At 72.1% G+C, this 12,723-nt stretch carries 14 protein-coding genes and 3 pseudogenes; 2 read left to right on the forward strand and 15 right to left on the reverse strand.

Features of this window, described 5'->3' with window-relative positions:
* Positions 1 to 78: 78 nt before the first annotated feature.
* From AB0K02_RS14275 to AB0K02_RS14300, 6 genes are all read right to left on the reverse strand, one after another.
* Complete coding sequence (locus tag AB0K02_RS14275) at positions 79 to 1,524, reverse strand: glyceraldehyde-3-phosphate dehydrogenase (RefSeq protein ID WP_365992694.1); 1,446 nt, start codon at positions 1,522 to 1,524, stop codon at positions 79 to 81.
* 143 nt (positions 1,525 to 1,667) lie between these two features.
* Positions 1,668 to 2,255, reverse strand: a complete 588-nt coding sequence (locus AB0K02_RS14280; protein ID WP_365992695.1) for a YdeI/OmpD-associated family protein — start codon at positions 2,253 to 2,255, stop codon at positions 1,668 to 1,670.
* 200 nt (positions 2,256 to 2,455) lie between these two features.
* Positions 2,456 to 3,034, reverse strand: coding sequence for a Type-2Aa cytolytic delta-endotoxin (locus tag AB0K02_RS14285; RefSeq protein WP_365992696.1), 579 nt, complete (start codon positions 3,032 to 3,034; stop codon positions 2,456 to 2,458).
* Positions 3,035 to 3,344: 310 nt separating this feature from the next.
* Positions 3,345 to 3,689 (reverse strand): DUF6233 domain-containing protein, encoded by a 345-nt coding sequence (locus AB0K02_RS14290; protein WP_365992697.1) that lies wholly within the window; start codon positions 3,687 to 3,689, stop codon positions 3,345 to 3,347.
* A 28-nt stretch (positions 3,690 to 3,717) separates the two neighbouring features.
* The gene (locus AB0K02_RS14295; protein WP_365992698.1) at positions 3,718 to 4,089 is read right to left on the reverse strand and encodes a hypothetical protein; all 372 of its coding nucleotides are present in this window, start codon (positions 4,087 to 4,089) and stop codon (positions 3,718 to 3,720) included.
* 142 nt (positions 4,090 to 4,231) lie between these two features.
* A complete protein-coding gene (locus AB0K02_RS14300; RefSeq protein WP_365992699.1) occupies positions 4,232 to 5,011 on the reverse strand; it encodes a LysR family substrate-binding domain-containing protein in 780 nt (259 codons plus the stop codon).
* Positions 5,012 to 5,068: 57 nt separating this feature from the next.
* On the opposite strand from AB0K02_RS14300, the gene AB0K02_RS14305 reads away from it, so the two are divergent.
* Both AB0K02_RS14305 and AB0K02_RS14310 read left to right on the forward strand, forming a co-directional pair.
* Positions 5,069 to 5,464 (forward strand): DUF5997 family protein, encoded by a 396-nt coding sequence (locus AB0K02_RS14305; protein ID WP_365992700.1) that lies wholly within the window; start codon positions 5,069 to 5,071, stop codon positions 5,462 to 5,464.
* A 197-nt stretch (positions 5,465 to 5,661) separates the two neighbouring features.
* On the forward strand, positions 5,662 to 6,018 hold the full coding sequence (locus AB0K02_RS14310) for a DUF779 domain-containing protein (protein ID WP_365992701.1): 357 nt from the start codon (positions 5,662 to 5,664) through the stop codon (positions 6,016 to 6,018).
* On the opposite strand, the gene AB0K02_RS14315 is transcribed toward AB0K02_RS14310, so the two are convergent.
* The 9 genes and pseudogenes from AB0K02_RS14315 to AB0K02_RS14355 form a co-directional block, all read right to left on the reverse strand.
* Positions 6,008 to 6,202, reverse strand: a complete 195-nt coding sequence (locus AB0K02_RS14315) for a hypothetical protein (protein ID WP_365992702.1) — start codon at positions 6,200 to 6,202, stop codon at positions 6,008 to 6,010. The genes AB0K02_RS14310 and AB0K02_RS14315 overlap by 11 nt on opposite strands.
* A gap of 105 nt (positions 6,203 to 6,307) precedes the next feature.
* The gene (locus AB0K02_RS14320; protein ID WP_365992788.1) at positions 6,308 to 7,132 is read right to left on the reverse strand and encodes a phosphatidylinositol-specific phospholipase C/glycerophosphodiester phosphodiesterase family protein; all 825 of its coding nucleotides are present in this window, start codon (positions 7,130 to 7,132) and stop codon (positions 6,308 to 6,310) included.
* A 191-nt stretch (positions 7,133 to 7,323) separates the two neighbouring features.
* Positions 7,324 to 7,917, reverse strand: a pseudogene (locus AB0K02_RS14325) (ATP-binding cassette domain-containing protein); the annotation flags it as partial.
* A gap of 21 nt (positions 7,918 to 7,938) precedes the next feature.
* Positions 7,939 to 8,215: pseudogene (locus tag AB0K02_RS14330) on the reverse strand (oligopeptide/dipeptide ABC transporter ATP-binding protein); the annotation flags it as partial.
* Positions 8,207 to 8,440 (reverse strand): annotated as a pseudogene (locus AB0K02_RS14335) (ABC transporter substrate-binding protein); the annotation flags it as partial. The pseudogenes AB0K02_RS14335 and AB0K02_RS14330, both read right to left, overlap by 9 nt.
* Before the next feature lie 86 nt (positions 8,441 to 8,526).
* Positions 8,527 to 9,603 carry an acyl-CoA dehydrogenase family protein gene (locus AB0K02_RS14340; RefSeq protein ID WP_365992703.1) on the reverse strand — a complete coding sequence of 359 codons (1,077 nt, stop codon included), beginning with the start codon at positions 9,601 to 9,603 and terminating at the stop codon, positions 8,527 to 8,529.
* The gene (locus tag AB0K02_RS14345) at positions 9,600 to 10,790 is read right to left on the reverse strand and encodes an acyl-CoA dehydrogenase family protein (protein ID WP_365992704.1); all 1,191 of its coding nucleotides are present in this window, start codon (positions 10,788 to 10,790) and stop codon (positions 9,600 to 9,602) included. The genes AB0K02_RS14340 and AB0K02_RS14345 overlap by 4 nt, the downstream gene beginning before the upstream one ends.
* Entirely contained in the window at positions 10,787 to 11,755 is a 969-nt protein-coding gene (locus tag AB0K02_RS14350; protein ID WP_365992706.1) for an NADPH:quinone oxidoreductase family protein, read from the reverse strand. The genes AB0K02_RS14345 and AB0K02_RS14350 overlap by 4 nt, the downstream gene beginning before the upstream one ends.
* A gap of 99 nt (positions 11,756 to 11,854) precedes the next feature.
* Positions 11,855 to 12,448, reverse strand: coding sequence for an XRE family transcriptional regulator (locus AB0K02_RS14355; protein WP_365992707.1), 594 nt, complete (start codon positions 12,446 to 12,448; stop codon positions 11,855 to 11,857).
* Positions 12,449 to 12,723: the final 275 nt, after the last annotated feature.

Below are 12,723 nucleotides of genomic sequence, written 5' to 3' on the forward strand. Positions count from 1 at the left end.
CCCGCCCGGACCGCAACCCCTGATCCCGGTGCCGCGACAGGCGGGCACCGGGATCGGAGGGAGTCCTTCGGAACGGAATCAGACCGCCGGAGCCGGGTAGGTCGGGTACTCCACCCCGGAGACGTGCTGGACGACGCGGATGACCTGGCAGGAGTAGCCGAACTCGTTGTCGTACCAGAGGTACAGGATCGCGTTGTCACCGTCGACCTTGGTGGCGCCGGCGTCGACGATCGAGGCGTGGCGCGAGCCGACGAAGTCCATCGAGACCGCGTCGGGAGCCGTGGTGAAGTCGATCTGGCGCTTGAGCGGCGAGTGCAGCGAGACGTCGCGCAGGTAGTCGAGGACCTCGTCGCGGGTGGTCTCGCGGCCCAGGCGCAGGCTGAGGATCGCGATCGAGACGTCCGGCACCGGCACCCGGATCGAGCTGCCGGTGATCGGCGCCTTGAGGTCGGGCAGCGCCTTGGCGACGGCCGAAGCGGCGCCGGTCTCGGTGATGACCATGTTGAGCGGCGCGGAGCGGCCCCGGCGGTCGGCCTTGTGGTAGTTGTCCAGCAGGTTCTGGTCGTTGGTGAACGAGTGGACGGTCTCCACGTGGCCGCGCAGGACGCCGTACTCGTCCGCCATCGCCTTCAGCGGCGGGACGATCGCGTTGGTGGTGCAGGACGCGCAGGACAGGATCTGCTCGTCCGGCTTGATCGTGTCGTGGTTGACGCCGTGCACGATGTTGGGGACGTCGCCCTTGCCCGGAGCGGTCAGGACGACCTTGTCGATGCCGGGGCGCAGGTGCTTGGACAGACCCTCGCGGTCGCGCCACTTGCCCGTGTTGTCGATCAGGATGGCGTTGTCGATGCCGTGCGCCGTGTAGTCGACCTCGGACGGGTCGTTGGCGTAGATGACCTTGATCTCGTTGCCGTTCGCGACGATCGTGCTGTTCGCCTCGTCGACCGTGATCGTGCCCTGGAACTGGCCGTGGATCGAGTCGCGACGCAGCAGCGAGGCGCGCTTCACGAGGTCCTGCTCACCGCCGCCGCGCACCACGATCGCGCGCAGCCGCAGGCCGTTGCCGGAGCCGGACTTCTCGATGAGGAGGCGGGCGACGAGACGGCCGATGCGGCCGAACCCGTACAGGACGACGTCACGGCCGGCGCCGCGCTCGATCTTGTTGGCACCGGTGGCGCCCGCCACGGCCTCGGCCGTGAACTCCTCGACGGCCAGTCCGCGGTCGTCGGCCTTGTAGGCCTCCGCGAGCAGGGCGAGGTCGATCTGGGAAGGGCCGAGGTCGAGCGTCGTGAGGGCCTGCAGGAACGGCATCGTGTCGGTGACGGAGAGCTCCTCACCGGCGATCTGCCGGGCGAACCGGTGGGTCTTGAGGATGCTGACCACCGACTTGTTCACCAGGGAGCGGCTGTGAAGCAGGACGGTGACGTCCCGCTCCCTGTGCAGCTTCCCGATGAGCGGGATCATCGACTCCGCGATCTCTTCGCGGTTCTTCCAGTTGGTGAACGAGTCGTCGTTGACAGTCACAGGTTTATCTTTCGAGCTAGGCGGCGCTCATATGCTAACCCCCCACCATTTCGATCATTCAATCGACCCCGTGTGGGCGGCGATTCGTCCCTGTTTGGCCCGAAATACCCCCACGTCATTGCCGTCCTCCCTCAGGGACCGCCTCAAGAACCGGGTGATTCCGGCGGCCCTTCCCGCAGCGTGCGCAGGACCTTCCCCAGCCGCAGGTGCCGCGAGCGCGCCGTACCCGCCTGCAGCAACGGCAGCATCAGCAGGTACCGCTCGGTCCTGTCCAGCGCCTCGAACGCTTTCCTGGCTCCGGGATCCGCCTCCAGCGCGGCCATGAGGTCGGGCGGCACGGCGGCCGACTTCTGCGACTCGTACGCCCGGGCCCAGCGCCCGTCCTCCTGCGCTCTGCGGACCTCGGCCAATCCGGGCTCACGCATGCGTCCCTCTGCCGTCAGCCGCACGACCTTGTCGACGTTCACCCGGGACCAGAGGCTGTTGGGCCGCCGCGGAACGTACTTCTGCAGGTAGTGCCGGTCGTCGAGCGACCGCCGCTGTCCGGAGATCCAGCCGTAGCACAACCCCGTGTCCACCAGTTCGTCGCTGGTGACCGACGGGATGCCGGAGTTTCGCCTGGCGACCTTCACCCACACGCCCTCCTGGCGCGTGTGGTGGTGTGCCAGCCAGTCCTCGAACGCCCGGGTGTCCGGGACAGCGATGATCTCCACGCCGTCGAGTTCGTCCACGCGCCTCAGGCTATCGCCCTTCGTACGGCGCGGCGTTGGGGTTGTACCGGGACATGCGGTGGGGGTCCCAGCGGGCCCTGATCCGGGCGAGCCGGCCGGATCGGAGACGGGGGCGCCGCGTGGCGCGCCGCGGACGCGCGGCGGAATCCGGCCCGGGACGGCGGGCCGGGGGCGCGAACAGGCGCCGGGTCAGACGCGGGTCACGCCGCGAGCCCCAACTCCTGCCGCACCACGACGGCGTCGAGCCGGATCGCGAACGGGGCCACGTCCGAGACCTCCAGGGCGTCGACCTCGCTCCTGCCCAGGCCGACGGTCACATCGATGCACATCGCGATGGCATAGAGGTGTTCACCGGTCTCCTCGTCCTGCAGGGCGAAGAACAGGTCCCGGTAGTAGCGGGTGCGGTCGGCGCCCTCCTCGTAGAAGGAGAGCCCCGGTTGGCCCTTCTGCGCACCGAGACCGGCGAACGCGCGGACGAGTTCCTGTTCGACGGTGTCCCAGCAGGAGGCGTCGGCGAACGTCGCCGGGAGCGCCTGGCGGACGGCTTCCTTGAGTGAGAGCACCATGACCATGACGGGTGCGGTCTCCTGGAGCCCCCAGCCGCGGACCATCTTCACGATGGCGCTGCCGGGAAGCGAGGCGGCGGCCTGCCGGATGTTGTCGAAGTCGAAGTTGACGGTCGCCGGGGCGATCGCCTCCTGGAACAGCCGGTCGACGGCGCGGGCCTGGTCGAGACGGTCCGGGTCCACCCGGATGACGGTCTTGAAGGCGGCGGCCAAGGTTCCTCCTGATGAGTCGCGGTGATCAGGAGAGGTCAGTATGCCGAGCGGGCCGCACCGGGGCGACGGCGTCCCGCCGTGCGGACGGCGCCCGTACGAACCCCCGTCGGCAACCGCGGTCGACACCGTCGCCATCGCCTGGCGCAACGAGCGCGGCCAGGCCGTCGCCGAGGTGCTCGCGCTCGGGACGGGTTGGTCCACCGGGCCCCGGCACCTGCGTCCCCGGCGCTCCCGGACTGGCTGGTCCACCGGCGCCTCGGCGCCTGCGTCCCCGGCGCCCGAACCGCTCTCCGGCCGGGGGCCGCGCGCCCTACGGGGACACGAGCCCGGCCTCCGGTCGGCAGATCTCGCACGGCCTGATGCCGGCCTCACCGAGAGCGATCACCGCCTCCTCGCGGTTCAGCCGGCCGTGCGGACGCCTGTACATGTGACAGCCGCCGCGGTGCAGGATCGCGAAGTCGTCCGCCGTCGCCCGGGACGGCTCGATCTTCCACGAGGCCCCTTCGCGCGCGGCGCGCTCCTGTTTCAGCCGGCGCCGCTCCGCGGCCTCCAGTTCGCTGATCGCGGCCCGGGTGCGCGCCAGCTGGTACGCCTGGTACTGCTCCACGATGCGCAGCTTCTGGAGGCGGGACAGCTGGGGTGTCGGATCGGACATGGCACAAGAGGTGTCTCGGTCGATCGCTCTACGCGGCGGTCTCGACGTCCACGACGGGCACCGCCTCGGGCCGGGTGGCGGCCTTCAACCGCATCCGGGTCTCGACGGTCTTCTCCCGTTCGACGGTCTTCCAGTACGGGTGCGTGGCCACGGTGGCGGACAGCGCGAGGCACTCCGCGCGGAGCCTTTCGACGGCCGCCTTCTGCTCGGGTGTCCAGCCGGGGCTGTCCTCGCGGCCGCCGGTGACCTCGCCGGTGTGCGGATGCGCCTGACCTTCCCACCCGGCCTGGGGTTCCACGCTCCACGGCAGGGCGCGGCACAGCGCGGCCAGCTCCGATGTCGCCTGGTGGAGGCGGGTCTGGGCGGTGCGCAGATCGTCGGGGAAGTCGGTGTCGGCCATGACCGAAACCATACTCCTGTTCGAATTTGCTTGGCGAGTGCGACACGGGGTGTCGAACCGTGTCACCGGGCTCGCTCCGGGCGCCTCGGCTCCTCACCCGGCGCCGCTTCCGGCCCGTCCACCGCGTCGCGCGGCGTCGGCGCTACGACCGGCGGCGCGGCCTGCCGCGCTTGGCGCCCCTGGTGGCGCCGGAACCGGTCCTGGGGCTGCGGCCGGCCGACGTGCCGGCCGCGGGCTTCCGCCGGCCGCCGCCCTTCGCCTGGCTCCTGGCCTTGGTCTTGTCCTTCGCCTTGGGCTGGGCCTCGGCCGGGGGGCGGCCCCGTGTGCTGTTGACCGTGCGCCCGCGCACGATGCCGATGAACTGCTCCACCAGGTCGGTGGTCTCCTCCTGCGGCCAGGACAGGGCGACACGTGACTGGGGCGCGTCCGACACCGGCCGGTAGGTCAGGTCCTTGCGGTGGTGCAGACGGGCCAGGGACTGCGGTACGACCAGCAGCCCCACCCCCGCCGCCACCAGCTCGACCGCGTCGGCGGTCGTGGCGGGACGCTCGATCGCGGGCCGTCCCGGAGGGCGCTCCCAGTCGAGGGTGTCGTCGAGCGGGTGCAGCACGATGTCGTCCGCGAGATCCTCGCTGGTCACCTCGTCGACCGCCGCGATGAGGTGGTCCTTGGGGACCACGACCACCGTCGTCTCGGTGTAGAGGGGGATGGCGCTGAGATCCGTCCGGTCGACCGGCAGCCGGACGAAGCCGGCGTCGGCGCCGCCGCCGCGCAGCGTCGCGAACGCCTCCGCGGCCGCCACCCCGACGAGGGTCAGCGGGACATCGGGCAGCCGCTCGTTCCAGATCCGCACCCACTTCGTGGGCGTCACTCCCGGGACATAGGCGAGCCGGAACGAAGGGGATGCATCCGAGCCTGTCACGCCGCAAGGCTACCTTCCGTGGTCAGAGGCAGCACACACGCTCGATACCCTTGACGCATGACGTCGCACCAGAGCACCCAGACGATGAAGCCCGCGACCGCGGCGAAGAAGCTGGGTGTGTACCTCGAGGCCACCCCCGCCGAGTTCCAGGAGGGTGTCGTCTCGCGCGCCGAGCTGAACGCTCTGCAGGCCGACCCGCCCCAGTGGCTGCAGGACCTGCGGCGCAACGGCCCGCACCCCCGGCCGGTGGTCGCGGCGAAGCTGGGCGTCTCGATCGCGGGCCTCGCCCGGGGCGGGGTCACCGAACCTCTCACCACGGAGCAGATCGACGCGCTGAAGAAGGACCTCCCCGAGTGGCTGCAGAAGGAGCGGGCCACCCAGGCCGAGGTGCGGAAGGAAGCGGCGCGCGTCAAGGCGAAGAACGCGGAGCGGGCCGACCAGGCGCGCCCCTGACCCCGACCCGGCCCTGACCTCGCGTTTCGCGCGGGGCGGTCCGGTTCCCGGATCACCCGGCGGCGCTCCTGCGGCGTCGCGGACGTGCCGGGGGTCCGCCAGGTGCACGCCGTGGCCCGGCGTGCAACGTATCCGCAACCCCCGGCGGAGTTGACTGGTCGCCGTCCGCGTCGTCAGCCGTCGAGAGGGGTCGTCCTGTGAACGAGCACGGGAGCCGCCCGGTGGAGCTCACGCCCGCGGCCGCCGGACTGCTGCGGCGGCTGCGGGCGGCCCACGGGCCACTGATGTTCCACCAGTCGGGCGGGTGCTGCGACGGCAGCGCGCCCATGTGCTACCCGGCCGGGGAGTTCCGGACCGGGGCGTCGGACGTGCTGCTGGCCGAGCTGCGCGTGACGGGGGTCGGGGAGCCGGTGCCGTTCTGGATGTCCCGCAGTCAGTACGAGCGGTGGAGCCACACGCGGCTCGTGGTGGACGTGGTCGACGGCCGGGGCAGCGGCTTCTCGCTGGAGGCCCCCGAAGGAGTGCGGTTCCTGATCAGGTCGTTCATGGCCTGAGGCTGCCGACGACGTCGGCCGTCGCCGCGATGCCCTCGTGAATGGTCGGCGCCATGCTCGTGCTCGCGAGAAAGAACCCGAGCAGGGCGCAGACCAGGGCATGGGACATCTTCAGACCACCGTTGCGCAGGAAGATCACTGCGAGAACGAGGAGCAGAAGCACCAACGAGATCGAAATGGCCATCGCCAACCTCCTCAGCCGCGCCGGAATTGCGGCATTCGGCGGCCAGTCTGGCGCAGCCGCGGTCCCGTACGGCCGACTGGCGTGTCCGCCGTACGGGTGAGAGGCTCAGCGGTCCTGCGAGCGCAGGAACCTCTCGAGTCCTGCCAGGTCGTCGGTGTTGATGTGGTCGACCTCGGCGGCCAGCAGTTCACGCCACACGGCGTCGCGCGCCGGACCGGGCGTGTCGGGGGTGGCCCAGAAGCGGACCCGCCGGCCGCGCCCGTGGGCGGTGGCGGCGAGGGAGCGCAGTCTCTCCCGTTCCGCCGCGGGGAACTCGCCCGTGCCGAGCCAGCTGAAGCTGTGGGTCCAGTTGCCGGAGATCAGCGGGATGAAGGAGGCGGGGGCGGGTGACGGGGCGGCGAGGTCGTCGAGGCGCCCGTCGTAGAAGGCGTACCTGCGGCGCTGCGCCTCCATGGGGGCGCGTGCCGCGCGGTCGCCCGAGACGACGGGAGTGACCGCGCCCAGGCGGACGCGGCCGTCGGTGCAGCTGCTCAGCATCTCGCGGTACTGGCGCAGTTGGCGGTCGAGTTCGAGGTAGGCGGCGACGCCGTCGGTCTTGATGTCGACGAGCAGTTGCACCGGCCGGCGGTAACCGCGGTAGACGCTGCCGTGGTTGGCGCGCACACGGGCGAGCAGCGGTTCCAGATACAGGCCGCGCAGGGTGCGGGCGGGGTCGAGCTCGGCGGGCTCGTGGGCGACGAGCAGGTCGCCGTCGACGAGGAAGACGTCGGCCTCGACGCTGGTGAAACCGTGCGCGAGGGCGTCGTGGAGCGGCCGTCCGTGCAGGTAGTCGTTGTGGGCGTGGGCCCGGCGGAGCGGCCTGGGCCCGGCGGGGCCGCCCCCGCGCTCGGCGTTCTTCGCGTGGGCGGGGACGGCGACGGCGCCCGCCAGTGCGGCGGCGATCGTCGTGACGGCTCTGCGACGGGTGGTCGGCACGGTGGCCTCCGGGCTCGGCGAGTCGGACGGGACTCGGTGAGTATCCGACGGCGAGGCGCCAAGTGGCAGTGCGGGGACAGGAGTTCGGCCATTCGTCATCCGCGCGTGCGACACCGCACCCAGCGCGACGGATGCCTGACGCGTGGTCAGCGGGCGATGTCGGACCAGTGGACGGTGCGATCGCACCAGCGCTTCAGCAGGGCGTGGTCGTGCCCCACGGCGAGGAGGCCGGCGCCGCTGTCCTGCCGGTAGCTCTCGACGGCGGCCACGAGGGCCGCCGTGGTGGAGGCGTCCAGCATGGCGGTCATCTCGTCGCAGACCAGCCAGCGCGGCCTGAGCACCAGCGCGCGGGCGAGGCAGGCGCGTTGCAGCTGGCCGTCGCTGACCTCGTGGGGCCGGCGGCCGAGGAGTTCACCGTTCAGGCCCACGGCGTGCGCGAACTCCTCGACACGGCCGGCCGCTTCGGCGCGCCGTCCGGTCGCCCGCAGCGGTTCGGCGATCGCGGCGCGCAGCGTCAGCCGGGGGTCGGCGGACAGCCGGGGCTGCTGGAACACCACGCCGATCGCCGTGCGCAGCTCCCGGGGGGCGGCGTGCCGCCAGCCGCGTACCGTCTCGCCGTCGACGACGACACGGCCCGCGTCGGGGCGGTGCAGCAGCGCGGCCACCCGGGCGAGGGTGGACTTGCCGCAACCGCTGGGCCCGAGGAGCCCGACGGCCTCGCCGGGCGCGAGACGCAGGGAGGCGCCGTGACGTCCTGGAGGTCAAACACGGTCGGGCTCCTCGGCGTGATGGCAGGCGACGCCGTCGGCGAGCAGGGGCAGGGCCGCGCAGGCGTCCGACGCGCGGGCGCAGCGCGGCGCGAACGCGCAGCCGGGCGGCAGGTCTGCGAGTTCGGGCGGAAGGCCGGGGATGGGCGCGGAACTCCCGTTCCGGGAGGGCGTTCAGCAGGCCGCGGGCGTACGGGTGGCGGGGGCCGGGTGCGCCGAAGAAGCTCTCTGCGCCGGCGATTTCGACGATCCGTCCGGCGTACATGACCGCGTCGAGGGCGAGCAGTCCGTCGAAGATCTTGGAGTTGCCGTCCTTGCCGTAGCCGAGGAGCGGGCTGAGGGTCTCGGGTTCGTGGGCGATGCCGACGACCGCGGAGTCCACGGCCCGCGCGCCGGTCCCGCCGCCGCTGCCCGGGTGGGAGCAGGCCGCCGCGCCGAGGGTCAGCGCGGCGGCGAGCGCCGTGGCGGCCGCAGCCCCTATCGATCGGCCCGTCATGCTCGTACACCCCTGTTGAAGATCAACTGTTATTGCAAATCACTCGCAATTAACAGCACGTAAAGGGCGTGCCGAGACATGGGGTGTTACGGAGCCGGGAGATCGACGAGCGCGGCCAGAGCCTCCTTGTGCAGGCCCGGCGTGCCGAGCGCGATCTCGTCGGCCTTGGCCCGCTTCAGGTAGAGGTGCGCCGGGTGTTCCCAGGTCATGCCGATCCCGCCGTGCAGCTGCACGCACTCCTCGGCGGCGTGCACGGCGGCCCCGGAGCAGTACGCCTGGGCGACCGCCACCGCCACCGCCGCGTCGGGGCTGCCGGTGGCCAGTGCGTCCGCCGCCGCGCGGGCGGCGGCGCGCGCCGAGACGACCTCCAGCCACAGCTGGGCCATCCGGTGCTTGAGCGCCTGGAACGACCCGACGGGCCGGTTGAACTGGTGCCGCTCGCGTGTGTGCCGGACCGTCTCCTCCAGGCACCATTCCGCGACGCCCAGTTGCTCGGAGGCCAGCAGGCCCGCCCCCGCGAGCAGCCCCCGCCGCACGGCCGCCTCGCCCGCCTCGCGGTCCGCGATCCGGGTGCCCGCCGTGCCGGGCGTGACGGCGGCGGGCGGACGGGTCAGGTCGAGCGCGGTCTGCGGCTCGACCGAGACCCCGGAACGCTCCAGCAGATACAGGCCGTCGGACCGGAGCACGAGGAACACATCGGCGCGGACGGCGTCCGCGACGCCGGTGACGCGTTCCGTGCCGCCCGGGAGCGGTCCGTCGGCGGCGGCCGACAGCGGCAGCGCGGCCACGGCGGTGCGGCGGCCCGCCGCGAGGTCGCCGAGCAGCGCGGTCGCCTCCCCCACGTCGTCACCGAGTGCGAGCAGCACCTCCGTCGCGACGACGGAACTGGTGAGGTACGGCGCCGGGGCGACGCTGCGGCCGAGCTCCTCCAGGACGACCGCCGCCTCGCGGTGGCCGGCGCCCTGGCCGCCCAGCTTCTCGGGCACGAGCAGCCCGGCGGCACCGATGCCGGACGCCAGGGCCTTCCACAGACCGACGTCGTACGGGCTGCCGCTCTCGGCGGCGCCGGCGACGAGCGCGGCGGGGTCGGCGTGGTCGGAGAGCAGCGAGCGGACGGCTGCCCGCAGATCGGTCTCGGCCTCGGAGTACAGCAGGTCCGTCATCGCGCGAGGTCCTTCCAGGCGATGTCCTTGTCGCTGCGCGGTTCGGCCGGCAGGCCGAGGACACGTTCGGCGACGATGTTCAGCAGCACCTCGCTGGTGCCGCCCTCGATGGAGTTGCCCTTGGAGCGCAGGTAGCGGTAGCCGGCCTCACGTCCGGTGAAGTCGACGAGCTCGGGGCGGCGCATGGTCCAGTCGTCGTACAACAGCCCCTCCTCGCCGAGGAGTTCGACCTCCAGGCCACTGATCTCCTGGTTGAGCCGGGCGAAGGCGAGCTTGGTGCCGCTGCCCTCCGGGCCGGGCTGGCCGGCGGCGAGCTGCTGACGCAGCCGTTCGCCGGTGAGCCGGGCGACCTCGGCCTCGACCCACAGCGTCAGCAGCCGCTGGTGCAGGTCGTGGGTGCGCAGGTCCGGGCGTTCGCGCCAGGTGCGGGCGACGGGGCCGATCATCCCGCCCTCGCGGGGCAGCCGCATGCCTCCGATGGAGACCCGCTCGTTCATCAGCGTGGTCTGGGCGACCTTCCAGCCCTCGCCGACCTCGCCGAGCCGGTGCGCGTCGGGGATGCGCACATCGGTGAGGAAGACCTCGTTGAACTCCGCCTCGCCGGTGATCTGCCGCAGCGGGCGGACCTCGACGCCGGGGTCGGTCATGTCGCAGACGAAGTAGGTGATGCCCTGGTGCTTGGGCACGTCGGGGTCGGTGCGGGCGATGAGGATGGCCCACCGGGCGATATGGGCGCTGGAGGTCCACACCTTCTGCCCGGTCACCACCCACTCGTCGCCGTCGCGGACCGCGCGGGTGCCCAGCGCCGCGAGGTCGGAGCCCGCGCCGGGTTCGCTGAACAGCTGGCACCACACCTCCTCGCCGGTCCACAGAGGTTCGAGGAAGCGCTGCTTCACCTCCTCGGAGCCGTAGGCGAGGATCGTCGGCGCGGCCATCCCGAGGCCGATGCCGATGCGGCGCGGGTCGTTGTCGGGCGCGCCGGCGGCGGCGAGCTCGGCGTCGACGACGGCCTGCAGGGTGCGCGGCGCGCCGAGGCCGCCGAGGCCCTCGGGGTAGTGCACCCAGGCCAGGCCGGCCGCGAATCGGGCCCGGAGGAAGTCGTCCCGCGCCGTGGTGGCCGGAGGGTGTGCGGCGAGCAACTGCCCTGTGCGTTCCCGCAGTTCGGCTGCGTCCGGTGCCTTCTTCATCGGTTGGCTCCTTCCGGGACGACGACGAGGCGGCCGGTGGTCGTGCCATCGGCGACGCGCTGGACGGCGTCGGCGGCGTCCTCGAAGGGGACCCGCTCACTGACGAGAGGCTTGATCAGTCCCTTGGCGGCGTACTCGGTCAGCGTCCGGTGGCATTGCGCGATGGACGCGGGGTCCTTGAGGGCGTAGAGGCCCCAGTGCAGGCCCATGATCGAGTAGTTCTTGACCAGGGCGTGGTTGAGCGCGGGCGCCGGGATGTCGCCACTGGCGAAGCCGACGATCACGATGCGGCCCTCGAAGGCCACGCACTTCGCGGACTTGGCGTAGGCGTCACCGCCGACAGGGTCGTAGATCACGTCGGCGCCGCGGCCACCGGTGGCCGCCTTGACGGCGGCGACGATGTCCTCGCTGCGGCGGTCGACGACCACGTCGCAGCCCAGTTCGCGGGCCACGGCAGCCTTCTGCGGGCCGCCGACGACACCGATGACCGTGGCTCCGGCCGCCTTGCCGAGCTGCACGGCGGCACTGCCGACGCCTCCGGCCGCGGCGTGGACGAGCAGCGTCTCGCCCTCCTTGAGTCCGGCCCTGCGGTGCAGTCCGAACCAGCCGGTCTGGTAGCCGATGTGCAGGGCCGCGGCCTCGGCGTCGTCCAGGGCGTCGGGCGCGGGCAGCAGCGCGGCCTCGTCCGCGACCACGTACTCGGCGAGACCACCGTGCGGCAGCGCCGGGTTGGCAATCACCCGGCGGCCGTCCTCGGTCTCCCCGCAGATCTCCACGCCCGGGGTGAAGGGCAGCGGCGGCTTGATCTGGTACTGGCCCCGGCACAGAAGCGCGTCGGGGAAGTTGATGTTCGCGGCACGGACCCGCAGGAGGACCTGCCCTTCGCCGGGCGTGGGCCGGTCCACCTCCTCGAGCCGCATCACCTCGCTCGGCTCGCCGCTCCGGTGCACTTGCCATGCCTGCATGTCAGGGCCTCCCACAAGCCGTAGGGCGTACTGTGCTGCGCCGCATACTAAGCGGTCGCTTGCCCATGGTGGAAGACCCCTTCCGGCCGCGCCGGATTCTCAGCCGCGCTTCGGCTTCGCCCGGACGTGCATCCGCTCTCCCTGCGGGCCGAACAGGCTCAGGAACTCCACCGGCTGGTCGTCGGCCGTGCCGAACCAGTGGGGCACCCGGGTGTCGAACTCCGCCGCCTCCCCCTGGCCCAGCACCACGTCATGGTCGCCGAGCAGCAGCCGGAGACGGCCGGAGAGCACGTAGAGCCACTCGTACCCCTCGTGCGTGCGCTGCTCGGGGGGCTCCTCGGCCGGCCTGTGCACCACCTTGTACGCCTGGAGCCCGCCGGGCCGGTTGGTGAGCGGATACATCGTCCGGTGACCGCGGACGATCGGCTTCGACCGCACCCGCGGATCACCGACGGGCGGGGCCCCGACCAGTTCGTCGAGCGGCACCTGGTGGGCTCGGGCGATGGGCAGCAGCAACTCCAGACTGGGCCTGCGTCCGCCCGACTCCAGCCGGGACAGGGTGCTCACCGAGATGCCGGTCGCTTCCGACAGGGCTCCGAGCGTGGCGCCTCGCTCGCGCCGGATCCTGCGGAGCCTCGGCCCGACCTCGTTCAGTACGGCGTCCAGCCGTGCGTCGTCGTCCATGCATTCCATTGCAGAAACGGCAAGACTGTTTGTCAATCTCGCGCGGACGGGTGACCCGAAGCTGTCGTCGAAGTGTCACGCCCCCGTCAGCGGTGGGAGCTCCTTCCGTAACCGAGGCCGTGGCCCGGGCCTCTTCGGGTGCGCCGCCGCCCGAGCCGGTTCTGTGGGCCGTCTGCGGCAATACAGACCGCGTCCGCTTGCGCCTGCCGCCGGGCCACCACACCACGCTGAACAATGGGCCGGTCACAACGCAGGGACATGTGCGAGCGGCATGAGGGGAACGA

Origin of the sequence: Streptomyces sp. NPDC049597 (assembly GCF_040675505.1) — a bacterium.
GTDB lineage: Bacteria > Actinomycetota > Actinomycetes > Streptomycetales > Streptomycetaceae > Streptomyces.

What these genes read in the sequence shown, in the direction of transcription:
- AB0K02_RS14355 (WP_365992707.1), bottom strand. Translation starts at nt 12,448, where the DNA reads ATGGAATGCATGGACGACGACGCACGGCTGGACGCCGTACTGAACGAG.
- AB0K02_RS14295 (WP_365992698.1), bottom strand. Translation starts at nt 4,089, where the DNA reads ATGGCCGACACCGACTTCCCCGACGATCTGCGCACCGCCCAGACCCGC.
- AB0K02_RS14315 (WP_365992702.1), bottom strand. Translation starts at nt 6,202, where the DNA reads ATGGCCATTTCGATCTCGTTGGTGCTTCTGCTCCTCGTTCTCGCAGTG.
- AB0K02_RS14350 (WP_365992706.1), bottom strand. Translation starts at nt 11,755, where the DNA reads ATGCAGGCATGGCAAGTGCACCGGAGCGGCGAGCCGAGCGAGGTGATG.
- AB0K02_RS14305 (WP_365992700.1), top strand. Translation starts at nt 5,069, where the DNA reads ATGACGTCGCACCAGAGCACCCAGACGATGAAGCCCGCGACCGCGGCG.
- AB0K02_RS14290 (WP_365992697.1), bottom strand. Translation starts at nt 3,689, where the DNA reads ATGTCCGATCCGACACCCCAGCTGTCCCGCCTCCAGAAGCTGCGCATC.
- AB0K02_RS14340 (WP_365992703.1), bottom strand. Translation starts at nt 9,603, where the DNA reads ATGACGGACCTGCTGTACTCCGAGGCCGAGACCGATCTGCGGGCAGCC.
- AB0K02_RS14345 (WP_365992704.1), bottom strand. Translation starts at nt 10,790, where the DNA reads ATGAAGAAGGCACCGGACGCAGCCGAACTGCGGGAACGCACAGGGCAG.